This is a genomic window from Sinomonas humi, assembly GCF_000802235.1.
Lineage (GTDB): Bacteria > Actinomycetota > Actinomycetes > Actinomycetales > Micrococcaceae > Sinomonas > Sinomonas humi.
On sequence record NZ_JTDL01000141.1, the window covers coordinates 10,665 to 29,949 of the forward strand.

The window sequence follows — 19,285 nt, forward strand, 5'->3', positions numbered from 1 at the left end:
GAGGGGGACATCGAGGGGAAAGGTGGAAGCCATGACGGGTCCATTGACGGGAATACGCGTTCTCGCGCTGGCGGGTATGGGGCCGGTGCCGTACGTGTCCATGCTCCTGGCCGACATGGGTGCCGACGTGGTCCGCGTCGTCCGGCCGCCGTCCCGGTCGGCGCGGGCGCTGAGCCAGACCGTGGGACTCACGGAGGAGGCCGACGTGGTCAACCGGGGCATCGACGCGGTGGCGATCGACCTCAAGGACCCTGACGGGCGGGACGCGGTGCTCCGGCTTGCCGCCGAAGCGGACGTCTTCATCGAGGGGTACCGGCCGGGCGTCGTCGAACGCCTTGGGCTCGGGCCGGACGAGCTGCTCGACTGCAATGGGCGACTGGTCTACGTCCGGCTGACCGGCTATGGGCAGACCGGGCCCCGCTCTCGGGACGCTGGCCACGACATCAACTACGTCGCACAGTCCGGCGCACTGCATGCGATGGCGCGTGCAGGTGGAGCGCCACGCCCCCCGATCAACCTGCTCGGCGACTATGCGGCCGGAGGCGCGATGGGGGCGTTCGGCATTGTCTGCGCGCTCCTCTCGGCCGCACGCACCGGTCGCGGCCAGGTGATCGATGCGGCGATGGTCGACGGCGTTGCGGCGCTCACGGCTAAACTGCAGGGCTTGCGGGCGGCGGGACTCTTCTCGGACGAGCCGGGAACGAACTTTTTGGATTCCGGTGCGCCGTTCTACGACACGTATGAATGCGCTGACGGCCGTTACGTCGCGGTCGGCGCACTCGAGCCGGATTTCTACCGCGAGTTCGTCTCACGTCTGGACGTTGCTACCGAGGGGTGGCCGGCCCAGGACGACCGTGCGCGGTGGCCCGAGCTGCGCGGGCTCATCGCCCAGGCTATCGGTTCGAAGTCGCGCGACGAGTGGCAGCGCGTGTTTGCGGGGACCGATGCTTGCGTGACCCCCGTGCTCTCATTCGACGAGGCTGCCGTCGATCCGCACAACGCCGAGCGTGGGCTCTACGAGGTAGTGGGCGGCGTCCTGCACCCCGCACCGGCGCCAAGGTTCAGCCGGACGCCGCCCCGCCGACCGTCGGTCCCGCAGTCGGGCACGAGAAAGCTGGGCGAGCTCATGGACCGTTGGGGAGCCAATGGAGGTCCCCGCGAAGACGCTCCTGCCTCCGTCGGCGGGAACCCGGAGAGGAATCTGTTGTGATCAGCTACGAAGACTTCACAGCCCTGAAGATCGATCGCCCCGAGGCCTCCGTCCTCCGGATCGTGCTCGACGGTCCGAACCTGAACGCGGTCGGACCGGACGCACACAGGGAACTCGCCGACGTGTGGCCAGTCATCGGGCTCGACGAGTCCGTCCGCGCAGTCCTCATCCGTGGAGCAGGGGAACGTGCCTTCTCGGCGGGTGGAAGCTTCGATCTCGTAGAGGACATGATCGGGGACTACGCGTCGCGCACGCGCGTCATGCGTGAAGCGCGCGACCTCGTGCGCAATATCATCGAGGTTCCCCAGCCCATCGTCTCCGCCATCAACGGGCCTGCCGCTGGAGCTGGCCTCGTCGCGGCGCTCCTCGCAGACATCTCCGTTGCGGGACGTCGCGCCAAGATTGTCGATGGGCATGTGCGCCTCGGCGTCGCTGCGGGCGATCACGCGGCCGTTTGCTGGCCGCTGCTCACATCGATGGCGAAGGCGAAGTACCACCTGCTGACCAACGAGGTGATAACAGGCGAGGAGGCCGAGCGCATCGGCCTCGTCTCCGTCGTGGTAGAAGACGACGAGGTGCAGGACCGGGCATTGGACATCGCACGCAGGCTCGCCGCCGGTTCCCGCAGCGGCGTCCAGGGGACGAAGATGGCGCTCAACGGTTGGTACCGCCAGGCCATGCCGATCTTCGACGCGTCTCTGGGGCTCGAGTTCTATGGCTTCGGTGGGCCCGATGTCGTCGAAGGCGTCGCGTCACACCGGGAAAAACGCGATCCGAGGTTCGCATGACGACGACGGTCGGTCCCTTGAGCGGCATCACTGTGGTTGGACTCGAACAGGCGATTTCGGCTCCGCTGGCCACACGTCACCTCGCCGACCTCGGTGCGCGCGTCATCAAGGTCGAGACTCCCGGGCACGGCGACTCCACGCGTTCATATGACTCGGTCGTCGGCGGCCTCTCGGCGCACTTCGCGTGGCTCAACCACGGGAAAGAATCCGCGGCCCTCAACCTCCGCGATGACGCGGACCTCGGCGTCCTGCACGGCATCCTCGCTACGGCGGACGTGCTCGTGAGCAACCTTGCTCCTGGCGCGCTCGATCGTCTCGGCCTCGCGACGCGAGGGCTCGCAGAGCGCTATCCGCGGCTCATCGTCGTCGACATCTCCGGCTACGGTGTGGGCGGCCCCTTCGACCACAAGCGAGCGTACGATCTCCTCATCCAGTCCGAGGCGGGCTCGTGCAGCATCACGGGACTCCCGGGGCATCCGGCCAAGTCCGGCATCCCGATCGCCGATGTCGGAACCGCGCTCTACGCGTACTCGGCGATCCTCGCGGCGCTGTACAACCGGGAGCGCACGGGCCAGGGCGCGGTGATTCCGATCGCGATGCTCGACACTGTGGCGGAGATGATGGGGTTCGCCATGAACCAGGTGATCCACGCCGGGACGGAACCGGTGCCGGTGGGCATGGGATCGCCGATGGTCGCTCCGTACGGTGCTTACGCGACAGCTGACGGCGAGATGGCCGTGCTCGGGACCACCAACGACCGCGAGTGGCGGAGGCTCGCTGAGCTCATCGACAGGCCTGAACTCGCCGACGACGAGCGCTACCTCCACAACGATGACCGAGTGGCCGCACGCGACGAACTCGATGCCGCTGTCGGCGCATGGTGCGCGACACGGTCGCTCGAGGAGATCCAGGCAGCGGCAGACGCGGCTGGCATCGGCAATGCCCGGCTCAACACAGTTCATGCCCTCGTCGAGCATCCGCAGCTCAAGGCGCGCGGCCGCTGGCGCGACATCGGAACGCCATCGGGGCCGGTGCCCGCCCTGCTTCCCCCCGCCGTTGCGCTCGGCTGGCCTGTGCGCAGCGGATCCGTGCCTGTCCTCGGCGAGCACACTGACGCCATCCGCGCCGAATTCGGGGCTGTCTCCGAACCGGCCGAAGGCGACGACATGACATTCCACCTCACGAATCCAAGAGGAGGGGCGCAATGAGCCTCACTAGCGACGAACAGCAAATGGTCGGCATGGTTGCCGAGTTCGTAGACGAGCGGGTGCGTCCGCGCGTACGCGAGTTCGAGCAGGACGACATCTACCCCGAACCCCTCATCGAGGACATGAAGGAGCTCGGCTTCTTCGGCCTTCTCGCGCCCGCGGAATACGGGGGAGTGGACGTGAGCACCGCCTGCTTCGCTCGTGTGACCGAAGAGCTCGCGCGCGGTTGGATGAGCCTCGCGGGCGCGATCGGCGGCCACTCCGTCATCACGTATCTGATCAGGACGTTCGGCACGGACGAGCAGAAGGCCAAGTATCTGCCGGGCATGGCCGACGGGTCTATCCGCGCGACGATGGCCCTCACCGAGCCCGGCGGCGGCAGCGACCTCCAGGCGATGCGCACCCACGCGGTGCGGGACGGCGACGCGTGGTCCATCAGGGGATCCAAGACCTGGATCTCCAATGCGGCGCACTCAGGCCTCTTCGGCCTGCTGTGCGTGACTGATCGGGACGCGAACCCGACGCACAAGGGCATGAGCGTCATCCTCGTCGAACCCGGTGATGGACTCGTGATCTCGAAGAAGCTGCCCAAGCTCGGCTACCGCGGTGTCGAAGCATGCGAGGTCGTGTTCGACGGGCGCCGCGTCGGCGACGACGCGATCCTTGGCGGCACCCCCAATCAGGGCTGGTCCCACATGATGCGCGGACTGGAGGTCGGGCGCATCCAAGTCGCCGCTCGCGCTCTCGGCGTCGGCCAAGCGGCACTCGACACCGCTGTGAAGTACGCGCAGGAGCGCGAGTCGTTCGGAAAGCCCATCTGGAAGCACCAGTCGGTCGGCAACCTGCTCGCCGACATGGCAACGAAGCAGAGCGCAGCACGCCTCCTTACACTCGATGCTGCCGAGAAGGTCGACCGCGGCGAGCGCGCCGACATGGAGGCCGGCATGGCCAAACTCTTCGCCTCCGAGACCGCGATGCAGATCGCGCTCGACGCGATCCGCGTGCACGGCGGCTATGGCTACTCGAAGGAGTACGACGTCGAACGCTACTTCCGCGACGCCCCGCTCATGATCGTGGGCGAGGGCACGAACGAGATCCAGCGCAACGTCATCGCCGCGCAGCTCATTGCCCGCAACCGGGTGGTGAGCTGATGCCCGGGCTGCGGCGAGCGGCGCTCGTCGCCCCGGTCAGGACCGCCGTTGGGACGTTCGGCGGCTCCCTGCGGGATGTCCCCGTCGAGGACCTCGGCGCGACGGTGGTGAACGCCGTCGTCGAACGCTCGGGAATCGAACCCGAGCGCATCGACGACGTCGTGTTCGCCCAGTCGTACGCCAACTCCGAGGTGCCTTGCGTCGGCCGATGGCTCGCCCTTCACGCAGGCCTGCCGATTTCCGTCCCCGGAATGCAGCTCGACCGGCGCTGCGGGGGCGGACTCCAGGCACTGATCACGGCCGCCATGATGGTCCAGACCGGCGGGGCGGATGCCGTGCTCGCCGGCGGCGTCGAGTCCATGAGCCGTATCGAGTACTACTCGACCGCCACCCGGTGGGGTGCCCGCGCCGGGACCGTGCAGCTGTACGACCGTCTTGACCGCGGGCGGGAGCGCTCGCAGCCGGAGGCCCGGTTCGGTCGGATCTCGGGCATGATCGAGACCGCGGAGAACCTTGCCGCCGACTACTCGATCGCGCGTGAACAGGCTGACGCGTTTGCAGCCCGCAGCCACCAGCGCGCCGCGGCGGCGTGGTCCGAGGGCCGCTTCGAGGACGAGGTCGTGCCCGTGAAGGTCCCGCAGCGAAAGGGCGAGCCGATCCTGTTCGAGCGCGACGAGGGCATCCGACCCGATTCAACCGTCGAAACGCTCGCGAAGCTTCGCACGATCACCCCGGGTGGAACGGTCACGGCGGGCAATTCGAGCCAGCAGAACGACGCTGCTTCGGCCATGCTCGTCGTCGCCGAGGACGAGCTCGACAAGCTCGGACTCGAGCCCATGGGCTATCTCACAGGATGGGCGGCAGCAGGCTGCGATCCGTCGCGCATGGGCATCGGGCCCGTTGCTGCAGTAGAACGCCTCGCTTCCCGGCGCGGTACAGACGCCGTGACCCTCTTGGACTCGCTCGACCTCGTCGAGCTCAATGAGGCCTTCGCCGTGCAGGTGCTGGCCGTCCTTCAAGGCTGGGGATGGCGCGACGACGAGCGGCTCAACGTCAACGGCTCCGGCATCTCTCTTGGCCACCCCATCGGGGCCACGGGCTCGCGGATGGTCACGACGCTCCTCCATGAGCTCAAGCGCCGCGGCGGCGGCTCGGGCCTCGCCACAATGTGTATCGGCGGCGGCCAGGGCCTCGCCGCGATCATCGAGGCAGCCTGAGGCCGATGGCTACTCCGTATTCCGCTGACTACTGGAGCGACATCGAAGCGATCCCGCGAGAGGACGCAGAGCGTATCCAGAACGAGCGCCTCGTCGAGCAGCTTGCATACGTCGCCGAGCACAGCGCCTTCTACCGAGGGAAGTTCGCCGAGCGCAAGGTCGACGTCGCCCGCATCCGGACCGTCCAGGAACTCGCTGAGCTGCCGTTCACCGAGAAGCAGGAACTGCGAGACAGTCTCTCGACCTTCCCCCCGCTCGGCAGCCATGCGGCAGCCGCGCCTGCGAACATCGTCCAGATCCAGGCGTCCTCGGGCACGACGGGCAGCCCGTCCTATGTGGGGCTAACGCGCCGGGACATCGAGGTCTGGTGCGAGCTCGGGGCGCGCGCACTGTACGCAAACGGGTTCCGCCCGGGTGACCGGCTCCTGCATGGTTTCGGGATGAGCAAGGGCTTCGTCGGGGGCCTACCAGTCGTGCAGATCGCGCAGTACATGGGCATCGTCGACATTCCGATCGGCGCGGAGGCGGGAACCGACCGGCTCCTTCGGGTGCAGGCGGACCAGCGTCCGAATGCACTCATCGGGACACCGAACTTCCTCGCGCACCTTGGCGAGCAGGCGCCTTCGGCTCTCGGCCTCGACGCCCGCGACCTCGGCGTTCGGACGATCAGCGTCGGCGGGGAGCCCGGAGGGGGCCTGCCTGCCGTTCGCGAGCGGCTCGAGTCGCTATGGGGCGCCACGTCCCGCGAGATGCTCGGTGGCACCGATATCGCGTGCATCTACTGGGGCGAGTGCGCGTTCGGGGACGGTATGCACTTCCTCTCGCCCGACCTCATGATCGCCGAACTCATCGACCCTGAGACGGGCGCCGTCGTCGTACCCGCGGAAGGTGCGAGGGGTGAGCTCGTGTACACCGCGCTGCGCCGCGAAGCGTCACCGCTCGTCCGCTTCCGGACCCGGGACCACGTCGTCGTGACTGGTACCGATTGCGCGTGCGGACGCACCGGCTACAAGGTGCGGTGCGTCGGCCGTACGGACGACATGCTCATCGTCCGCGGAATCAACCTCTTCCCATCGGCCGTCAAACAGCTCGTGTCCGAGCTGCGGCCGCTGACGACGGGGGAGATGCGCATCCGTGTCGACTTCGAAGGGCATTCCACGCAGAAGCCGTTGCCCGTGGTCGTGGAGTACGCGGATGGGCTGTCAGCACGGGAGCAGAACGAGCTCCGGGCATCTATCGAGCAGCGGGTGCGCTCCGCGCTCAACGTCAAGATCGTCGTCGACCTCGTCCCCGAGGGCACTCTGAAACGTCCGGACCACGTCAAAGTCGCGCTCATCGAGCGCGTTTAGCGACTGAAGAGAGCCATGGCAGCAACACTGATCGAGCCGCTCACCGAGTTCGCGTCCGCCACGGGATACGCCGCTTCCCACTGACGTCGTCGAGGAGTCAAAGCGAATCGTGCTCGATTCCCTGGGATGCGCCGTGGGAGCGGTCGACGAGCCGAAGGGACGGATCGGCATCGACTACGGTCGGCTTACGCGAACAGGCGTCGGCGACGCCACCATCATCGGCACGGCCGAGCGCGTGAACGTCTTCGGCGCGGCCTTCGCGAACGGCGAGCTGATCGCGAGCTGATCAACGCGTTGGACTTCGACGCGGTGCTCCCGCCGGAACAGTCGTTCAAGCCGTACCCGCACTGCCGCATCCTCCATGCGCTGCTCGACGGACTCATCGCCATCGTGGACGAGCACGACATCGGGCCTAGCGAGATAGAGGCCATAGACGCCTGGGGCGAGGGGCGGGTTCAACTGCCGAAGTGGATGAACCGGTCGATCGACAATGTCGTGGACGCCCAGTTCAGCATCGCGCACGGTCTCGCGGCGGCCGCCCATCGGCTCACGCCGGGGCCTGAGTGGCAGCGCCCGGAGGTCGTCTTCAGCCCGTCCCGCGAGCCGACCTTCCCGGATCGAGGTTGTAGCGCGAGGGACGCGTTTCTCCGCCGAGCGCACGTATCCGAAGGGCACGCCGTCGCCGGACCCGGCGTGAGCCAGTTCATGCGGCTGGTCTCACCGGTCAGGGCGTAGGGCAGCGCGCTTCTCACGACTGCGAAAGGCAGGGGACCCGCGGGTCTCCTGCCTTTCGTCGTGCGTCGATCAGAACGCGATGACCGCCTTGCCGCACGTCTGCTTGTCGAATTCGACATAGGCTTCAGGGGCGCCATCGATCTGCCAGCGGTCGCTGAAGATCGTGGGAAGCACGGACAAGCTTCCGATTCAGACGACGCTTCGGGCGGTGCACAGCAGTGTGACGAAATCCGCCGCGGTCTGGTCCGGATCGGGATTCTGGATCGCGTCGAGGAGCGCCGCGCTGCCCGCGGTGCCGAGGATTGCGTCAGTGAGGTCGTGGAACTTCGCGTCCAGCTCGTCTTGCGGCATCGGGTTCTCCGCGGTGCCGATCGGGTTGTCCACGAATACGGCGCGGCGCGTGCCGTCGGTGTAGTCGACCCCGATGTCGGCGATCCAGCGCCCCGGGTACTTCGCGTCGAGTTCAGGATCGACCACGATCTCGATCTTGCTGGCGAGCGCCGCGACGTCGCTCCCCGGCCCGATGTCTAGCTTCCCGGCGAGATAGGCGTAGTGCGCCGAGAATCCGTTGCCGTAGCCGAGTAGCGCTAGGGAGAACTGGAACGGCAGGCTGTACTGCAGGTGGTCGATGAGCTGGGGGGCGAAGGCATTCGCGTTTCGGTTGCCGATGACGACGTCGCCACCGGACTGGATCTTCAGCGTCACCTTCTCGATGTCGTCGGCTCTGCCGCGGAGCCCGATGTCGTCGGCCCCGTCCCGGAGCTGGCGCGCGCCGTCGATGTACGCGTGATTGATTCCGCAGCAGCAGTACGGCTTGATCCAAACCCTCGTGATCTCGAAGGGGCGGCCAAGCCCGAAAGCTGCCCTGGCGCCGTCGTCCACGCTTCGCCCGACGAAGGTGCGGAAGAATCCCTTGGCGCCCGTGAGGAACGCCGTGGGGCCCGTTATGCCCGTTCCTGCCATCTTCGCTGCCCGAATGCCATTGCGCGTGCCGATGCCAGCGTGGACGCGCTTGACCGACCCGCCGGTTGACGTGTACTCCGTGGTGCCCGAGGCGTGGCTGAGTGCGATCCCCAGCGCATTCGCCGTGGTCTCGGCGTCGAAGCCGTACATCTTCGCGGCCACGGCGGCGGCACCGAAGTTCGCGAGGAGTCCGTGCGGATGGAAACCTGCCTCGAGCAGCTCAGGCGCGGCGAGGTTGCCGATCCGTGTGTAGATTTCGTACCCCGCGACGATCCCGGTCACGACCTCACGCATGGTTGCGCCGAGCTCCTCGCCGATTGCGAGGGCCGCGGAAACAACGGCACTTCCGGGGTGCGAGGAGCTCGCTCGGTGGGCGTCGTCGTACTCAAAGCTGTGGCCGTAGGTCGCGTTGACGAATGCTGCGTCGGCGGCGCTCACAGCGTCGCCGCTCACGGAGACGTGCGAGCGCCCGGGGGCATGCTCCGCTCGGGTGAGCTCGAGAACCGCGCGGTTCCAGGGGAGAGCCGAGCAGCCGATCTGGAGCGATAGCTGGTCCTGCATGAGGGTGCGGACGCCAGTGAGGGCTTCGGGTGGGATGACATCGAACGTGAGGTCGGTGACGAGCCGCGCCGCTGCGTCTTCGACCGGTGGGAATGTGCTCATGATGTGCCTTCCTTGCTCGCGCTTACGAGCGTGCCGAGGGCTGTCGGAGGGAGCCCGTATGACTTGATCTCGATGTAGGCGTCGAAGCCCTCGGGCCCTGCCTCGCGTCCGATGCCGCTGTTCTTGAACCCGCCGATGGGGGACTGGAAGTCCACGCGGTTGCCCGCGATCGCGATCGCCTCGACCTCGGGGTCGTTGGTGTGCACGGTGAGGACGGGTCCGAGAGTTCGGTCTGAGTAGTCATGTGCTGATCCCTACGTCTTTGTGCCGATCGAGCGGTTGATCATGGAGCGGAAGATCCGAGGCTGTTCGAACCAGCCTCTAGGCGGTCATTGCACCCCTCGATAAAAAGTATATTATATTAGAAGAAGGTCGGGAAGTCCGGCCCGAAACGCTCGTAACGATGCGATGGCGATCGGTGTCCGCAGGTCCTTCCGACGCGGACCGAGCTCACAAAGGCGGGGCAGCAATGCAACATAGACCACTCACGGGCATCCGGATACTGGAGATCGGCGGGTATATCGCCCTCCCGCTGGGGACCTCGATCCTGTGCTCACTCGGTGCTGAGGTAGTCAAGGTCGAGCGCCCGGGCGCAGGGGAGGACTTCCGGCGGCATCAGAACGACAAGAGCCCCTATTTCAGGCAGTACAACACGGGCAAGCGCAGCCTTTCGGTCGATCTCAAATCGCCCGAAGGAGTCGCCCTCGTCAAGGCACTCATCCCGCACTTCGACGTCGTGCTCGAAAATCTGCGGCCCGGGAAGCTTGCTGCGCTCGGCCTCGGCGCCGATGCGTGCCGCGAACTCCGCCCCGACATCGTCTACGGCTCAGTCACCGGCTTCGGTTCGACCGGGCCGCTCGCGAACCGCGCTGCCTATGACACCATCGGGCACGCATTCGGCGGCCTCTATTCCATGTGGGGCGACGCCGGCCAGCCCCGTCTCGCGGGCGGCCTGAGCGCCGACCTGGTCACAGGCCTCAGCACCGCGACCGGTGTGCTGGCTGCACTCGTCGGGCGCCTCAAGACCGGGGAGCCACAGCATCTCGAGACGTCCATCATGGAGGCAGTGAGCGTCCTGACGACCGATGCCATCACGCAGTCCTTCGAACTCGGCCACGATCCGACCCGCACGAGCCGCCATCCGCAGGCGCAGAACTTCTGCGTGCCCACGTCGGATGGCGAGTACCTCGCCATCCACCTGTCGTCGTCCCAGAAATTCTGGCGCTCGCTGTGCTCGGCCCTGGGCCGCCTCGACCTGGCAGAGGATCCGCGCTTCGCTGAATACCGTCCCCGCGAAGCGCACTACTTCGAACTCGTTCCGATCATCGAGAAGGAGTTCGCGACCAAGCCCAAGGCTCACTGGGAGGCGGTCCTCGCTGAGGCCGACGTGCCGTTCGCCCCGGTCCTGTCGCTCACGGGATACCTCGAGCACGACCAGGTCAAACACCTGCAGATGATTGATCGGCAGCCCGATGGCCTTGCGCTCGTCCGGCCGCCGTGGACGTTCGACGGCGAGCGCCCCGATCGTCGTGGGCGGGCACCCAAGGTGGGCGCGGACACCCGCGCCATCGCGGGCGAGGTGCTCCCTCCCGAGCAGGTGGATGAGTTCCTCGCCAAAGGCATCCTGTATGCCGATGAGTCGTGACGGCACCGAATTCCTTCCAGCAACATTCCTTCCAGCAACGAATTTCATTTACCCCGACGATCAGAGGAGATCGCTGTGAAACCGTACCGTTCCATGCTCTTCGTTCCCGGCCACAAGGCCAGCTGGGCGGACAAGGGCCTCGCCTCGGGGGCAGACGCACTCATCCTTGACCTCGAAGACTCCGTTCCCGCGGCCGAGAAGGACGATGCCCGTCCCATCGTGGCAGCGACCATCGATAGGCTCCATGCCGACGGCGTTCGGGCGGACCTCTGGGTGCGCCCGAATGCATCGGTGACGGGCATTCAGGGCAAGGACCTCGAGGCTGTGATCCGGCCTGGTCTCGCGGGCCTGTTCCTGCCGAAGGTCTTCAGCGCCGAGGAGATCGTTCGCATCGACGCAGTCGTCTCGCACATCGAGGCGCGCGAAGGCCTCGACGCCGGCAGCATCGGCCTCATCGTCAGCTACGAGACGGCGGTCTCGATGGCACACTGCGAGGAGATTGCCGCTGCATCCCCGCGCGTCGTGAGCTTGCTCGGCGCCACGGGCCCAAGTGCCGACGTCGGCCGCGAGCTCGGGTTCGAGTTCACTCCCGAGGGCCTTGAGACGCTCTATCTGCGCAGCCGGATCGTGCTCGCCGCGAGGGCCGCGGGACTTCACCATCCGGTGGCCGGTGTCTGGCAGGACATCAAGGACCTCGAGGGCGCTCGCAAGTTCACGCTCGACAACAAGCGCCTGGGGTACCGGGGCATGGTCTGCATCCATCCGTCGCACGTCGCAATCGCCAACGAGGTGTTCACACCATCGGTTGAGGAGGTCGACTTCTTCCGCCGGATGATCGAGGCCTTCCGCCATGCCGAAGCGTCGGGGAGCGCAGCCGTCGACTTCGAGGGCCAGCACATCGACATCGCCCACGTGAAGACCGCGCAAGGTGTCATCGCCCTAGCTGACGCCATCACAGCGAACGTCTGAGGACGAGTATGAGCACAGCGCCCCTGGCCGGCCTCCGAATCGTCGAGTTCGCCTCGTTCGTTGCGGGTCCCTCGGCGGGAATGAACCTCGCCCAGCTGGGCGCTGAGGTGATCCGGATCGATCCGCTACGCGGCGGCCCTGATGCTCGCCGTTGGCCGGTCTCGCGTGGGACCGGAAGCAGCCTGTACTGGTCGTCGCTCAATCGCGGGAAGAAGTCGGTCACCGTAGACGTAAGGTCTCGCGAGGGGCAGGAACTCGTCCTCGCGCTCGCGACCTTGCCGGGCCCGGATGCCGGCATTCTCGTGGACAACCAGGTAGGACGCCCATGGCTCTCCTACGACGCGCTCGCCGAACGCCGCCGGGACATGATCCGAATGCACATCGGCGGTCGGGCCGACGGTGGACCCGCCGTTGATTACACCGTCAACACAGAGGTGGGCGTCACAGACCTCACCGGGCCCGGCGACTCACGTACGCCTGTCAATCACGTGCTGCCCGCTTGGGACTACCTTGCCGGAATGACGGCCGCGACCGGGCTCCTCGCCGCCCTGCGGCGGCGTGACCGCACGGGAGAGGGAGCGGACCTCAAGATTGCGCTCGCGGACGTGGCCTTCGCCGGAGTGGCCAATCTCGGCTGGCTCTCTGAGGTCCGTGAAAGGGGCGATCGGGACAGGCACGGCAACTACGTGTACGGAACCTTCGGCGTCGACTTCGAGGCGGCCGACGGCGGGCGGGTCATGGTCGTGGCGCTCACCCCGCGCCAGTGGGCCGCCCTCGGCCGGGCAACGGGAACGGAGACGGTGCTCGCCGCTCTCGAGAAAGCGGCGGGCGCAGATTTCGCCCGGGAGGACGACCGCTACCTGCATCGCGAGGTCATCGCGGCACTCATGCGGCCATGGTTCAGAGTGCGCAGCAGCGGCGAGGTCGGCGCCGCCCTCACTGAGGCCGGCGTGCTGTGGAGCAGGTATCGCACGATGGCAGATGTCGTTGCCGACTTCGAGGCGGGCCTTACGAGCCCTGTGCTCGCGGAGGTCGACCAGCCCGGGATAGGCTCCGTGATCTCGGCCCGCTCGCCCATCCGGGACTGCGACGAGTACGGCCCTACGGCCGTTGCGCCCGCGCTCGGGGCAGACACCGAGGAGGTACTCACGGACCTGCTGGGGCTTCAGCCCAGCGCGTTGGGTCGGCTCCAGGATGCGGGCGTGCTCGAGCCGTCTTCCCTCTAGCCACGTTTGAATATTTTTTATATTATTGGAGGAAGGAGGTTCACAATGAAGATTTTCGTCCTGGTCAAGGAAGTCCCGGATACTTACGGCGATCGCCGCCTCAATCTTGAGACCGGGCTGGTTGATCGCAACGCGAGCGAGCCGGTGCTCGACGAGATCACCGAGCGTGCCCTCGAGGTGGCTCTTGAGTATGCGGATGCCAATCCGGGCACGCAGGTCGTCGCGCTGTCCATGGCACCAGAGTCGGCGACCCCGTCGGTGCGGCGAGCGCTCGCGATCGGCGCGGAATCCGCCGTCCAGATCGTGCATGATGACCTCGCGGGAGCTGATCTGGGACTAACCGCTGAGGTGCTCGCAGCCGCGATCCGCCGTGGCGGCGCTGATCTCGTCATCACCGGCAATGTGTCAACGGACGGTTCGGGCGGGGTGATCCCCTCCATGATCGCCGAGCACCTCGGATTCGCCCAGCTCACGGCGCTCAGTGCGGTGGAGATCGGCTCCGGGAGTGTGTCGGGCACCCGCGCTTCGGACTTTGGTGCGCAGCCCGTGTCGGCGCAGCTCCCCGCCGTGATCTCGATCACCGAAGCATTCCCAGAAGCGCGCTTCCCGAATTTCAAGGGCATCATGGCGGCCAAGAAGAAGCCGCTCGAGGTCCTCTCGCTAGCGGACCTCGGTGTTCAGGCCGACCCGTCAGCGGCGCCGAGGACCATCATGACGTCGGTGTCGGAGAAGCCTCCGCGCGCGGCAGGTGTGAAGATCACCGACGAGGGCGACGCCGGTGCCCAGCTGGCGGAGTTCCTTGTCCAGAACCGGTTGGTGTGAGGAAATCATGAGCTACCCCGAGAATGCGATCCTCGTCCTGGTCGATGTGACCCCGACAGGCGAAGCAGCCAGCAGCACGGCCGCTCTGATCGGCGCTGCCGCCCAGATCGGCACGCCGGTGGCGCTCGTCGTCGCACCTGCCGGCATCGCTCAGGCCGCGGTGGATGCCGCCGCATCGGCAGGCGCGGTCTCCGTGCTGACGGCCGAGGCAGACGCGTCCGCTCTCACGGTACCGGTCGTCGACGCGCTGGAGGCCGCCTACAACGCGGTGCAACCCGACGCCGTCCTTGTCTCGAACTCGATCGCGGGGCGTGATGTCGCCGGCCGATTCGCGGCGCGCACGCGTGCCGCGCTCGCCGTGGATGCCGTCGGCCTCTCTCGCGACGAGGAGGGTGTTGTAGCGCATCACTCCGTGTTCGGAGGCGCCTATCGGGTAAACTCTGCGGCAACCTACGGCGCTCCCGTCATTACGGTGCGCCAGGGCGCCGTAGACGCACGCGCTGAAGCTCAGCCGCTCAACGTCGAGACTCTGGCTGTTTCACCGTCGGGCATGCCGGCCGCTCTTGCCGGTGAGGTCGCGATCGTCGAGAAGGCGTCCTCGCGGCCCGAGCTGCGCGGCGCCACCCGCGTCGTCTCGGGCGGCCGTGGCCTCGGCTCGAAGGAGCAGTTCGTGCTCGTCGAACAACTGGCCGACACCTTGAGCGCGGCCGTCGGTGCCTCCCGTGCAGCCGTGGACGCGGGGTTCGTCCCGCAGTCGCACCAGGTCGGACAGACTGGGGTGTCCGTGTCACCCCAGCTCTACGTCGCCCTCGGCATCTCCGGCGCAATCCAGCATCGGGCCGGGATGCAGACCTCGAAGATGATCGTCGCGATCAACAAGGATCCCGACGCGCCGATCTTCGACGTCGCGGACTTCGGCATCGTCGGCGACGTGTTCAAAGTCGTGCCTCAGGCCATCGAAGCGCTCGAAGCGCGGAAGAAGTAGCGTGTCATGACGGAACGGACATTGCGGCGAGGTCTGCCGCGCGCTGTTGGCGGGGACCCGTGGCCCCCCGCGGGTCTTGTCACCGCGGTTGAACCTGAAGCGAGTGCTGGCCCTGGACCGAGTGAAGGACAAGAAGGTCCGATCACGACGGCGACGACAGCAGGGACTGCAGTGACCACGACACCGTCGAAGACCACACTGCTGCGTCGCGGCCTGCCGCGCGTTCCGGGCGGTGATCCTTGGCCCTCCGCAGGGGGAGATGCCGCTGCGCCGGCGGTGGGCGTGCCGGTCCCGGCGTCGGACTCCGTCGCCTCCTTCGAGGCGGCAACTGCTTCTTCGGCAATCGGTGGAGTGGCTGTCTCGGGAAGCCGAACCGCTTCGGAAAGCCCGGCGACGGCAGGGAACGGCGTCAATGTGGTGCTGAGGCGGGGCTTGCCGCGCATTGCCGGGGGAGAGGCTTGGCCACCTCAGGGTACGACGGCAACGCTCGGCCCGAGCGTGGAGGCCGCGGGTGCGCCTGAGACGACTCCTGCGGCTGCCCAGAGCCAAACGCTGCCCACCCAAACGCCCGAGACCCAAACGCTGTCGAGCGCGGCGCCCGTGCCCGCTGCGCCTCCGAGCAAAGCTCTCCGAGAGCGGCGCAGAGCGCCACGAGAGCGGCAAAGGTGGCCAGTGGCCGTGCGGGTGGCGCTGGCCGCCGTGGCCCTCGGCCTCGTCGCGGGTGCTGTGGTAGCGCTCGTCCGCGCGCTCTTGGGCACTGAACCGCTCAAGGAGTTTCTCGTTACCTACCCGGGGGAGTACCGCCTCCCCGACGGGGCTCCCATCGGAATCCCCGCGTGGGTCGGATGGCAGCATTTCTTCAATGTCTTCCTCATGGTGCTCATCATCCGTTCCGGCCTAGGGGTGCGTTCCGAGAAGCGGCCAACGGTGTTCTGGACCTCGAAGAGGACCGGCGGGACCAAGATCAGCCTCACCCTGTGGTTCCATCAGTCACTCGACATCCTGTGGCTCGCCAACGGTGCGCTGTTCGTTGTGGTGCTGTTCGCGACAGGACAATGGATGCGGATCGTGCCGACGAGCTGGACGGTTTTCCCGAACGCGCTCTCGGCGCTCTTGCAGTATCTCTCCTTCAATTGGCCCACTGAGAACGGGTGGGTCAACTACAACAGCCTCCAACAGCTCGCCTACTTCACGACGGTGTTCGTCGCCGCGCCGCTTGCGGCGGCAACAGGGTTACGCATGTCTGGGCTCTGGCCCAAGCGCGCTCAGCGCCTTTCCAAGGCGTACCCCGTCGAATGGGCGCGCGCTCTGCATTTCCCCGTCATGCTGTACTTCGTCGGCTTCATCGTCGTCCATGTGTTCCTTGTCCTCTCTACCGGGCTTGTCCACAATCTCAACCACATGTACGCCTCGCAGGACGGGTCCTCATGGGCTGGATTCTGGATTTTCGTCGGCTCGGTGGTCGTGATCGCCGGGGCTTGGATGGCGGCTCGTCCCCTCCTGCTCGTGCCCGTCGCCAAGCTTTTCGGCAAGGTCAGCGGCCGCTGATTGGGTGGATAACCGTCCTGTCCTCAGGGTGGACAATGTGCTCCCTGCGATGAATTCGGCGCGGCCGCTGAAATCTGCTTGCGGCGTGGCATCCGATTCTCCGGGACTTGCCCGAGTGGGAGAAACTGCGGCAGGTTCTCCTTCTGGCTGCCCAGGTCCGTTCGTCAACGCAATCCAGCGCCAACGTGAGAGAGCATGAAGGAAGCAGCATGACCGCGGCGGCCTCGCGGACACAAGACCCTCGGGTGGACGGTCGGGCTGATTGCGTGGCGGCGAAAATCTGATGATCGACCGCGTCGTCGAGATCCTCGAAGCCTTCAAAACCGCTGGCAGCCCCCTAACCGCGTCGGAAATTGCGCGACGGACACGGCTTCCGATGGCATCCGCACATCGTCTGGTCGCCGAAATGGTCCGCACCGGCATTCTCACAAAGGACGAGAACAACAAGCTCAGTATCGGCATGCGACTATGGGAGATCACCGCACGATCCTCAACCCTTCGCATCCTCCGGGAGTCAGCCCTCCCATACATGGAGGAGGTCATGACGACGGTCTGTGCGCCGACGCTGCTTTGTGTGCTTGACGGCAACGATGTCGTCAATGTGGAGACTCTCATGCCGCGCGGACCTGCCGCCACCAACGTGACACAACCCGGGGTACGGCTGCCGGCTCTGGCCTCCTCGCCTGGCATAGCTTTGCTAGCTTTCGCCGACCCGCCGACCTGCGCCGAGGTTCTCGCAACTGCTAAGGCTATCCGCTTCACTCCGTATACCCCTGTCGATTTGGCCGTCATCAGGAAGCTGATCGACGAAGCGAAGCGTCTGGGGCGCGCCGTGGCACCTCGGTGGATGTCGTCGGACTCCACCGGTATTGCCGTTCCGGTGCTGGGGGGCGACGGTCGAGCGGTGGCCTCGTTGTCGGTCACCCTTCCGGTCGGCTCGGTCGACCTCGATGCGATCGTGCCGACGCTGAGGGCCGCGGCACGTGGTATTTCGAGGGCTGCCCAGTCCGGGGGCGAGACAGCCAACCCGCGTCTGGCACTACTCAAACACCAACTAAGGCGGGCGACGGAAGGTCGCTGACAGGCCGGAAGCTCACTTCGCCACGAATCACAAAGCGCCCGCACGCTCAGCTGCTGCAAAGTGGGAAGAGGATGCTTTCTCGTGAATCGAGAAAGACGTTGGCACGGCGGGTGACGCCTCCCATACCGTGACATACACCACACTTGGCCCGGCATCCGTTATTCCACGGCTCGTCTGACGGTATCCATCCAATCGTCCGCCCAAATGCCGCCGTGCCAACCATGTGACCGCTCATAACAAAAGGAGATCAGAGTGTCTCGGTTCGGCGTAAATTCCTCTCAAGACCCGATGAGTGCCCTGTGCCGCATGGCGCTCGACACCACCTTTGAAGAACTTCCTGACGAGGTTATAGCCCACGCCAAGCACACCTTGCTCGACGGTGTGGCGGTCATGATCGGGGGGTCCGGTCTCGAAGGTATTGCCGAGATCGTCGAGCTGGTTAAGGAGAAGGGCGGGGCTGAGCAGTCTGTCATCCCGTTCTACGGCGGCCGTGTCCCGGCGGCAGAGGCTGCGCTTGCAATAGGTCCGATGCCGCGCGCCATGGATTGTGGTGATCTCCATGAGGAAGCGGGCCACGTCAGTGAATACATTGTGGCGAGCCTCTTTGCTGCAACGGGTTTGCTTCCGACCGTCTCAGGCAAGGACTTTCTCACCGCTATGGTGGTCGGCCAGGAGGTGCTGATCCGCATAGGCTCCGCATATCAGGTGATCAGCAAGGCGATCGTCAATAACGACTGCGGGGGTCATTACATCTTCGGGGCAGTGGCCGCCGTCGGAAGGCTCCTTCGTCTCACCCACGAGCAGCTGGAAAACGCCCAGGGGATTGCCCGCACCATGACCCAGCCGCACACGATGGGCATCTATTCTCCAGCGACGCTCATGGTGCGGATGCATCACGGGTTGGTGTGCCAGTCGGCAATCACAGCGTGCCTCATGGCACAAAAGGGGATCACCGGCCCGCGGCAATCAGTCCTCACGGGCCCAAACGGATTCCTCGAGACCGCTCGGTGGGAGACCAAACCGGAGGCTCTGACCCGTGATCTGGGCGACCGTTGGGAATCGACACAGATCACGACGAAGGCGCACAGCGCCTGCTATTTCTCTCACTCATCGATAGACGGGATCCTCGGGCAGATGGAGATGCATGGCTTCGGAGCGGAGGACATCGCACGCATCTATATTGAGGTTTCCACAGCGGGCTGGCAGGCGGTATGCGAGCCCGTGGAGAACAAGTGGTCGCCGCAAACGGTGCCCGAATGCCAGTTCAGCTTGCCCTACGTCGTGGCGTCTGCGGCATTCGACGGACATGTATTCCTCGACACCTACAGTCCGCGAGCGCGAGCTCGCCATGAGGTGCGCGAGCTCATGAGCCGAATCTCTGTGGAAGCGACCCCGTCGATGGCTGACTGGGGCGCCCGGGTGCACACCACACTGCGTGACGGCCGCGAGTTCACGTCCGAACACGAATACGTCAAGGGCCACCCGAAAAACCCATTCGATCTCCAGGACTTCATCGACAAGTTCCGCCTGTGCGTCCCCTACTCGGTGTTCTCATTGAACAGGGACGCCGAGGACGCTCTCATAAGCAGCCTTCTCGATATCGAAAACATCGTAGATGTCGTAGACGCGTTACTTCTCCCCTTGACGCCGCCCGCAGCGGTCTCCGCTTTTCGCAAAGACGACGCCGCTCTCGCGGCTTACTGAAACGGGCTACCAGCATGTCAA

General features: G+C 66.0%; 17 protein-coding genes and 1 pseudogene. 16 read left to right on the plus strand and 2 right to left on the minus strand.

The features are described 5' to 3' along the window. Positions 1 to 31: 31 nt before the first annotated feature. From LK10_RS15735 to LK10_RS22380, 8 genes and pseudogenes are all read left to right on the plus strand, one after another. The gene (locus LK10_RS15735) at positions 32 to 1,210 is read left to right on the plus strand and encodes a CaiB/BaiF CoA transferase family protein (RefSeq protein ID WP_081998604.1); all 1,179 of its coding nucleotides are present in this window, start codon (positions 32 to 34) and stop codon (positions 1,208 to 1,210) included. Beyond that, on the plus strand, positions 1,207 to 1,998 hold the full coding sequence (locus LK10_RS15740) for an enoyl-CoA hydratase/isomerase family protein (RefSeq protein ID WP_043125672.1): 792 nt from the start codon (positions 1,207 to 1,209) through the stop codon (positions 1,996 to 1,998). The genes LK10_RS15735 and LK10_RS15740 overlap by 4 nt, the downstream gene beginning before the upstream one ends. Continuing rightward, positions 1,995 to 3,206: a CaiB/BaiF CoA transferase family protein gene (locus tag LK10_RS15745; RefSeq protein WP_052207453.1), complete on the plus strand. Its 1,212-nt coding sequence runs from the start codon at positions 1,995 to 1,997 to the stop codon at positions 3,204 to 3,206. Before LK10_RS15740 ends, LK10_RS15745 begins: the two co-directional genes overlap by 4 nt. Then, positions 3,203 to 4,357, plus strand: coding sequence for an acyl-CoA dehydrogenase family protein (locus LK10_RS15750; RefSeq protein WP_043125675.1), 1,155 nt, complete (start codon positions 3,203 to 3,205; stop codon positions 4,355 to 4,357). Before LK10_RS15745 ends, LK10_RS15750 begins: the two co-directional genes overlap by 4 nt. After that, entirely contained in the window at positions 4,357 to 5,574 is a 1,218-nt protein-coding gene (locus tag LK10_RS15755) for an acetyl-CoA C-acetyltransferase (RefSeq protein WP_043125678.1), read from the plus strand. The genes LK10_RS15750 and LK10_RS15755 overlap by 1 nt, the downstream gene beginning before the upstream one ends. Before the next feature lie 5 nt (positions 5,575 to 5,579). Beyond that, positions 5,580 to 6,923: a phenylacetate--CoA ligase family protein gene (locus LK10_RS15760; RefSeq protein ID WP_043125679.1), complete on the plus strand. Its 1,344-nt coding sequence runs from the start codon at positions 5,580 to 5,582 to the stop codon at positions 6,921 to 6,923. An 82-nt stretch (positions 6,924 to 7,005) separates the two neighbouring features. Next, positions 7,006 to 7,209 (plus strand): annotated as a pseudogene (locus LK10_RS22375) (MmgE/PrpD family protein); the annotation flags it as partial. Positions 7,210 to 7,217: 8 nt separating this feature from the next. Then, on the plus strand, positions 7,218 to 7,658 hold the full coding sequence (locus tag LK10_RS22380) for an MmgE/PrpD family protein (protein WP_043125683.1): 441 nt from the start codon (positions 7,218 to 7,220) through the stop codon (positions 7,656 to 7,658). 189 nt (positions 7,659 to 7,847) lie between these two features. Here the strand turns inward: LK10_RS22380 and LK10_RS15770 are convergent, their stop codons facing one another. Together LK10_RS15770 and LK10_RS15775 are read right to left on the minus strand one after the other, a co-directional pair. Beyond that, positions 7,848 to 9,284 carry an MmgE/PrpD family protein gene (locus LK10_RS15770; RefSeq protein WP_043125685.1) on the minus strand — a complete coding sequence of 479 codons (1,437 nt, stop codon included), beginning with the start codon at positions 9,282 to 9,284 and terminating at the stop codon, positions 7,848 to 7,850. Continuing rightward, on the minus strand, positions 9,281 to 9,490 hold the full coding sequence (locus LK10_RS15775) for an aldehyde dehydrogenase family protein (RefSeq protein WP_043125688.1): 210 nt from the start codon (positions 9,488 to 9,490) through the stop codon (positions 9,281 to 9,283). Before LK10_RS15775 ends, LK10_RS15770 begins: the two co-directional genes overlap by 4 nt. Before the next feature lie 263 nt (positions 9,491 to 9,753). Between LK10_RS15775 and LK10_RS15780 the strand changes: the two genes are divergently transcribed. The 8 genes from LK10_RS15780 to LK10_RS15815 all read left to right on the plus strand — a co-directional run bounded on the left by LK10_RS15780 (position 9,754) and on the right by LK10_RS15815 (position 19,264). Continuing rightward, positions 9,754 to 10,929, plus strand: coding sequence for a CaiB/BaiF CoA transferase family protein (locus LK10_RS15780; protein WP_043125690.1), 1,176 nt, complete (start codon positions 9,754 to 9,756; stop codon positions 10,927 to 10,929). A gap of 75 nt (positions 10,930 to 11,004) precedes the next feature. After that, positions 11,005 to 11,898 carry an HpcH/HpaI aldolase/citrate lyase family protein gene (locus LK10_RS15785; protein ID WP_043125693.1) on the plus strand — a complete coding sequence of 298 codons (894 nt, stop codon included), beginning with the start codon at positions 11,005 to 11,007 and terminating at the stop codon, positions 11,896 to 11,898. An 8-nt stretch (positions 11,899 to 11,906) separates the two neighbouring features. Then, positions 11,907 to 13,124 carry a CoA transferase gene (locus LK10_RS15790; RefSeq protein WP_043125696.1) on the plus strand — a complete coding sequence of 406 codons (1,218 nt, stop codon included), beginning with the start codon at positions 11,907 to 11,909 and terminating at the stop codon, positions 13,122 to 13,124. 45 nt (positions 13,125 to 13,169) lie between these two features. Then, complete coding sequence (locus tag LK10_RS15795; RefSeq protein WP_043125699.1) at positions 13,170 to 13,946, plus strand: electron transfer flavoprotein subunit beta/FixA family protein; 777 nt, start codon at positions 13,170 to 13,172, stop codon at positions 13,944 to 13,946. Between the two features lie 7 nt (positions 13,947 to 13,953). After that, positions 13,954 to 14,931 carry an electron transfer flavoprotein subunit alpha/FixB family protein gene (locus LK10_RS15800; protein ID WP_043125702.1) on the plus strand — a complete coding sequence of 326 codons (978 nt, stop codon included), beginning with the start codon at positions 13,954 to 13,956 and terminating at the stop codon, positions 14,929 to 14,931. Between the two features lie 672 nt (positions 14,932 to 15,603). After that, positions 15,604 to 16,479 (plus strand): cytochrome b/b6 domain-containing protein, encoded by an 876-nt coding sequence (locus tag LK10_RS22725; RefSeq protein WP_231567801.1) that lies wholly within the window; start codon positions 15,604 to 15,606, stop codon positions 16,477 to 16,479. A gap of 283 nt (positions 16,480 to 16,762) precedes the next feature. Continuing rightward, entirely contained in the window at positions 16,763 to 17,560 is a 798-nt protein-coding gene (locus LK10_RS15810; RefSeq protein ID WP_043125706.1) for an IclR family transcriptional regulator, read from the plus strand. Positions 17,561 to 17,866: 306 nt separating this feature from the next. Continuing rightward, positions 17,867 to 19,264 (plus strand): MmgE/PrpD family protein, encoded by a 1,398-nt coding sequence (locus LK10_RS15815; RefSeq protein ID WP_197061961.1) that lies wholly within the window; start codon positions 17,867 to 17,869, stop codon positions 19,262 to 19,264. Positions 19,265 to 19,285 lie beyond the last annotated feature (21 nt).